This is a genomic window from Aquidulcibacter paucihalophilus (assembly GCF_002105465.1).
GTDB lineage: Bacteria > Pseudomonadota > Alphaproteobacteria > Caulobacterales > Aquidulcibacteraceae > Aquidulcibacter > Aquidulcibacter paucihalophilus.
In genome coordinates, this window is record NZ_NCSQ01000170.1 from 22,725 (window position 1) to 29,007 (window position 6,283).

The window sequence follows — 6,283 nt, forward strand, 5'->3', positions numbered from 1 at the left end:
GAGACAATGCCATGTATGACATGATCAAAAACCATCTGGCCGGGGCAGTACCCTTTGCCACCACCACGGGGGTCACGATTCTCGATATTGGTGCCGGTGAGGCCACCGCCAGTCTGGAACAACGGCCGGAAGTCAATAATCATATTGCAAGCTTGCATGCCGGGGCCTTGTTCACCTTGGGTGAAGCCGCATCTGGGGCTGCGATGAGTGGGGCATTTGTCGAGAACTTGCTGCAAGTTCGCCCCATCGCCACCGATGCCTCGATTGACTATGTCAAAATCGCCAAGGGCACGATCACCGCAAAAGCCAAAACCAGCGAACCAGGCCCCGACCTGGTGGCCCGTCTGGCTGCCGATGGCAAAGTCCGGTTTCAAGTCGATGTGACGCTGAGCAATGAAAGTGATCAAGAAGTGGCCCGCATGAAAGTAGGGTGGTTGGTATCAGCGCGCTAAAACCCGACACCGGACTGATCCTAACCGTGGCTGTGGCGGGGGTGGATAGATTGGGGGTCACGGGGTGCTAGAGCCCAACGGGCACATCATGTGCAAGGCCTTTGTTGCGGGCGATGCCCAAGCACAAGCCGCGTTCCAGTTTGTGCGCCCAAGATGAGGAGTCAAGGCAAGCGCAGCGTGCCCTTGAACTGTTCTAACGCAAACCAAACTTAGGCATGCACTAGCCCAGTTGCCGTCGCCACCCCATACCCAAGCCACAAAAAATCCCGGCTGGCAGGGCCAACCGGGATCCATTCTTCGTCGATAAAGAAACGGGGTTAAGCGGCGCGGGTGGCCAAAGTGCCCGTCAATTTCTTGATGGCTTCTTCGCGGTTGACGCTTTCGATCGCAGCCACTTCGCGCGCCATGCGGTCGAGGGCGGATTCATACAATTGCCGCTCCGAATAGGATTGCTCTGGCTGGTCGGTGGCCCGATGCAGATCGCGCACCACTTCGGCGATTGAAATCAAGTCGCCTGAATTGATCTTCGCTTCATACTCTTGGGCACGACGGCTCCACATGGCGCGCTTGATGCGGGCACGGCCCGTCAAGGTCTTCAAGGCATCGTCCATAATGGAAGGGCCAGACAAAGCCCGCAGGCCGCCGGTTTTCACTTTTGATGTGGGAACGCGCAAAGTCATTTTGTCTTGATCAAACGCAATGACGAAAACTTCTAGGCTCATGCCTGCCACTGTTTGGGATTCGATCCCGGTGATCCGACCAACGCCATGCGCTGGATAAACCACAAAGTCACCAATTTGGAATGTTGTCTTCTTAACGTCGCTCATCGCGAACTCACCCTCGCACCATGCCAGCCCATCAGAGACAAAAAGCTGCTTGCACCGCCACGCGCTTTCCTAAAAAAGATCGTTACGATGTTGAGCCAATTTGCTTCGTAAGGCTGGGGTCCACCAGAGAATGCTGTGCAGGACTGCACCAGCCCTATTCATATATCATAAATAATTCAGAAAGTGAAGCGCGCCGGATGCGACAGCCACCCGCGTTACCGCACCACTAACTTGCCGCGACGGGCTGTGCGCCGCCAATCAGGGCCTGACGTTCGCCCGGCGTCAATAAACGCCACTTGCCTTCCGGCAAGTCACCTAAGGTCAAGCTCCCAATGCGAATACGACACAGATCAACCACATAAAGGCCCACCGCCTCGCACATCCGCCGGATTTGCCGATTGCGACCTTCGGTCAGAATGAAGCGCAAGCGATAGCGCCCAATGACTTCCACCACCGCGGGCTTCAATTGGCGGCCATCGAGCACCAAGCCATAGCGCAGCTTTTCCAAAGCCCAATCGGTGATAATGCCTTCAATCGCCACCAAATACTCTTTCTCAAGGCCCGATTGTGGACCAATCAAGGCTTTGGCCAAAACGCCATCTTCGGAAAGAACCAAAAGCCCGCGTGAATCCATGTCCAAGCGGCCCACCGGAGCCAAGCTCATCTCATCATCTGGGATGATGTCAGAGGTTCCGATCAGATTTTCCCGCGTCAGCAGGCGGATGGCCGGGACTTGGCCGGGTTCAGGATGGGCCGAGACAATGCCAGGCGGCTTATTGATGACGATGGAGAAGCGATTGTCGAGTTGCGACTTCCCAGCTTCGGCAATGGTCAAGGTTTGACCGGGCTGGATCTTGCGCCCCACATCGGCGACGGTTTCGCCATCAATGGAGACCAAGCCCGCGTCAATTAAGGCTTCAGCTTCACGGCGCGAGCAGACCCCGGTCTGGCCCATCCATTTATTGACGCGCATCGGCTCTGCGCCGTCATAGGTTTTGGACCAACTCATCAGACGAACTCCAAAGGCCTCGCGACCTTCTTGTGGGCACGCGCTGCGTGCGCCAAGCACACAGCTTAATTGCCTTCGCCGGGATTGGGCGAGAAGTATTTCTCAAACTTGCCCTCTTCTTTGGCAAAGTCATCGCGGTCTGCAGGCGGCTCGCCCTTAACGGTGATGTTCGGCCAAATCTTGGCATAGTCGGAATTGATCTTCAGCCACTTGCCATCGGGCTCATCCTCGGTGTCGGGCTTGATCGCATCCACTGGGCATTCAGGCTCGCAGACACCGCAATCGATACATTCGTCGGGGTGGATCACCAGAAAGTTTTCGCCTTCGTAGAAACAATCTACCGGGCAAACTTCGATACAATCCATATATTTGCACTTCACGCAGGCGTCAGTCACGATATAGGTCATGGTCCTAGCGGGGGCTCCTTAGTAGTTTTTCGGCGCCGATGTGACCGCGCTGACCCGAAAGGTCAACCTCGTCCCGGCTGATTGCGGCATTATAGAGCAGAACAGCCTCGGATGCAGGCCCTCGCCTCACACCTAGAGCCAGAATTTCTACATGGTAGGGGTGGCCTGCAATGGCAAAGGCCAAAACATCGCCCGGCGCGATCGTATAACCGGGCTTGTCAATCTTGCGGACGGCCAATCCACCACGCGCCAGACGCACCCCTTTGCGAGAAACGAATTCCGTCGCCAAGCTGCGGCTCTTAAAAAAGCGGGCGCGCCACAGCCACACGTCTAGCCGGGCGCGATCGGCCTCCTCGCTCATTCAGCTTGTGGCTCCGCCGTGGGCGCAGACGTGCCGCCATCGCCCTTGTGCGGTTTCTTGCCCTTAGGCTTCTTCGACGACTGCCCACCTTTAGCTGGCTTAGCTGGTTCAGAGGTCAGCTTCAGGGCTGCCAAAACGGCAAATGGATTGGTTGGATCAACAGCACCACCGCCAGCGCCTGGGCGCGGGGGAGCGGCGGCAAAGCTGCGACCCTCTGGCCCGCGATGTGGCGGACGACCGCCTTCAGGGCGTTTAAACCCGCCGTCACGGGGGGGGCGATTGCCCTCGCGACGCTCGCCCTGCGCGGGCCGTTGGCCCTCGGGACGGGGTGGACGGGGTTCGCGGGGTGCAGCCTCGCCCGACGCTTGGCCTTGTGGACGCGGGTTCGGAGCCCGATTAGGATTACTGCGCTTAAATGGGCGCTGATCGGTACGGGGTGGCTTGGTGCGCTTCCGCCGCCACAGGGTGACAGTCTCCACCGCCGCAGGCTCTGTCGTGGTTTCTGCCTCCAGAACTTCGGACGCTTCAGCGATAGCCTCATCCCCGGACGCTACTTCGGCCTCTGGTGCGACCTCTGGGGCAGGCTCACCATCCGGCATGCCGCCTTCGATGACTTCCGCATCGCTGCCCGTAGCGGTGACACGTTCAACCCCAACAGATTCTGGTGGCTGTACAGGCCGGATCGTCTCAAACTTCTCCCAGCCCAGCGCCTCGACCACGGATTCGGCGTCTTCATTTGACGCCCCCAGCAGCGACACAATGACCGGCGGGAACAAGCAAGGCCCCTTGGCCGCTTCTGCCGCTTCAAACAAAGCGTCGGCAATCCGGTCGACAATATCAAGCCGCACCGCGCGTTGGCCAAAGGCGCGGAAGCCTGCCGCCGCTAAGGGCTTAGGCTCAACCGGACCTGTCAACGTAAAGCTCGTCACGCCCAAAGGCGGCAGGAAGGGCGCGCTGACAGCAGGGTCCCCACCCGTCGCGAAGAAGGCCAGCAAAGCATGCAGGCGGGCAGGCCGTGGTTTGAGAAGCGCTGGCGCATAAATATTGGCGCGACCAAAGCGTAAGCCCACCGCGCGCAGCGCCTTGCGATCATCTTGCGACAATTGCTTGATATCGGCATCAAGCTCTGCCCGGTCCATGACGCCGCCGGCTTCAGCAACCCGGTAAGCAACCCCACGAGCAAGGCCCTTCAGACTTTCGCCGTCTGCAGCTTCCGCCAAAGCCTTTAGGGGGCCCAGATCCCGGGTCACAATTTCGAGCAACCAATTGTCGAGCCGCTCTTGTGCGCGCTTCAACACATCTTCAGGACCCAATTCGCCGCCCAGCATGACAGCCTTTGGCTTCAACAAAGGCTGGCGGGCCATCAGCTTGGCGATCTCATCGCCCCGCCAGATGATGACCCCCAAATCCGACAGCACAAAATCATTGATGCCACCTGTGGCAATCGCCTCCAGACGACGGGTGAGTTCCGGCCGCAAAGCTTGGAACGCCGCATTTTTCACAGCGCGCTCTTCCAGCCCAGTGGCGTCTGGATCTGCCTGAAAGCGCAAACCGACGAGGCGGCCAATAGCATGGCCCTCCACAGTCACTTCGCCGGTTTCTTTCACGTCAACTTCCATGGCATTTTCCCGTTTAAGGCCCTTCAACAGGGCGGAGGTACGCTTATCAATGAAGCGCTGCATCAAGCGCTCGTGGAGTGTATCAGATAGTCGGTCTTCTATCACCCGAGTCTGGCCTTGCCAGTGTCTATTTTCATCAACCCAGTCAGAACGATTGGCGACATAGGTCCAGGTCCGGATTGCTGCCAATCTTTGTTGCAATTGTTCTATATCACCATCGGTCCTGTCGAGCTCATTTACCCGTCGCGCGAACCAGTCTGATGGGATCACGCCTTTAGGCTTAAGCAGGTGTTCGGCCAATCCCTCAATCAGATGAACATGCTCATCTTGGGGTGCTTTGCGGAAATCCGGTAGCTGGCAGACATCCCACAAACGGCGCACGCCGACAGAGGAGCGCGTAAACGGCTGAACCCACTCCAAGATCGCCAAGCGTCGAAACGCCTCTTCATCAAGTGCCCCGCGGGAGCGTTTCAGCGAGGGATGTGGCGAGGGTGCCTCCAGCGAGGCGATCAAAGCTTGGCAGGACCGATAATCGAGGTCTGATGTCCGCCATTCCAGCGCATCAATCGGTTCAAACTGATGTCCTTCAATCCGCTCGATGGTCTCGGTGTCAAGGTCAGGGCAGTCCGCGGTTTCGCCAAAGGTCCCGTCGGTGCGAAAGCGGCCCGCCCGTCCAGCAATCTGGGCCATTTCATCGGCTCGAAGCGGCCGATGCCGTCTGCCATCGAATTTAGATAGGCTGGCAAAGGCCACATGGTCGACATCCATATTAAGGCCCATTCCGATTGCGTCGGTGGCCACCAGAAAATCAACTTCGCCTGATTGATACAGAGCAACCTGCGCATTTCGGGTACGCGGGCTCAAGGCCCCCATCACGACTGCCGCACCGCCCTTATGGCGACGGATCAATTCGGCGATGGCATAGACCTCTTCTTGGCTGAAGGCGACAATGGCGCTGCGCCGCGCGAGCTTGGTGATCTTTTTGACGCCCGTATAGCTCAAGGTCGACAGCCGCTCGCGCCGTTCGAACTCAATGCCTGGGATCATGGCGCGGATCATGGGCCGCATGGTGTCAGAGCCTAAGAACATCGTCTCGGCTTGGCCGCGTGCCCGCAACAGACGGTCGGTAAAAATATGCCCACGATCGGGGTCCGCACAGAGCTGGATTTCATCAATGGCAATGAAAGAAAACGGCCGGTCGAGCGGCATAGCCTCCACGGTGGCGACAAAATAGCGGGCGGAAGCTGGAACAATCCGCTCTTCCCCCGTCACCAGCGCCACATGGCCAACCCCTTTTTGCTTGACAATGCGGTCATAGACTTCGCGCGCCAGAAGGCGCAGCGGCAGGCCAATCATGCCCGTAGGATGGCCCAGCATACGCTCTACCGCCAAATGGGTCTTGCCGGTATTGGTTGGGCCTAAAACGGCCCACACCCGGCTATCGCGATCAATCAGTCCAACCATAGGTCCAGACCTAGAGTTTTATTGTGTCAGGGGAAACCCTCAACTGCGGTTGGAGAAGAAACACGTCTAGCCCCGCGAGGAAAAGACCTCCGGGGGTNTTTGGCTTGTGCTTGGCTGAAGCAAGCAGAGGGGCCGGGGCGCTAA

General features: G+C 58.2%; 6 protein-coding genes. 1 reads left to right on the forward strand and 5 read right to left on the reverse strand.

From position 1 onward, the window contains the following. Window positions 1-11 precede the first annotated feature (11 nt). The gene (locus B7364_RS15150; RefSeq protein WP_085340885.1) at window positions 12-452 is read left to right on the forward strand and encodes a DUF4442 domain-containing protein; all 441 of its coding nucleotides are present in this window, start codon (window positions 12-14) and stop codon (window positions 450-452) included. Between the two features lie 317 nt (window positions 453-769). Here B7364_RS15150 and B7364_RS15155 read toward each other — a convergent pair whose 3' ends face one another. From B7364_RS15155 to B7364_RS15175, 5 genes are all read right to left on the reverse strand, one after another. Next, on the reverse strand, window positions 770-1,279 hold the full coding sequence (locus tag B7364_RS15155) for a CarD family transcriptional regulator (RefSeq protein ID WP_085340886.1): 510 nt from the start codon (window positions 1,277-1,279) through the stop codon (window positions 770-772). Window positions 1,280-1,505: 226 nt separating this feature from the next. Further along, window positions 1,506-2,288: a pseudouridine synthase gene (locus B7364_RS15160; protein WP_085340887.1), complete on the reverse strand. Its 783-nt coding sequence runs from the start codon at window positions 2,286-2,288 to the stop codon at window positions 1,506-1,508. 65 nt (window positions 2,289-2,353) lie between these two features. Continuing rightward, a complete protein-coding gene (gene fdxA, locus B7364_RS15165; RefSeq protein ID WP_085340888.1) occupies window positions 2,354-2,695 on the reverse strand; it encodes a ferredoxin FdxA in 342 nt (113 codons plus the stop codon). Between the two features lie 4 nt (window positions 2,696-2,699). After that, window positions 2,700-3,056 (reverse strand): RNA-binding S4 domain-containing protein, encoded by a 357-nt coding sequence (locus B7364_RS15170; protein WP_085340889.1) that lies wholly within the window; start codon window positions 3,054-3,056, stop codon window positions 2,700-2,702. Then, complete coding sequence (locus B7364_RS15175; RefSeq protein ID WP_085340890.1) at window positions 3,053-6,139, reverse strand: helicase-related protein; 3,087 nt, start codon at window positions 6,137-6,139, stop codon at window positions 3,053-3,055. The genes B7364_RS15170 and B7364_RS15175 overlap by 4 nt, the downstream gene beginning before the upstream one ends. Window positions 6,140-6,283: the final 144 nt, after the last annotated feature.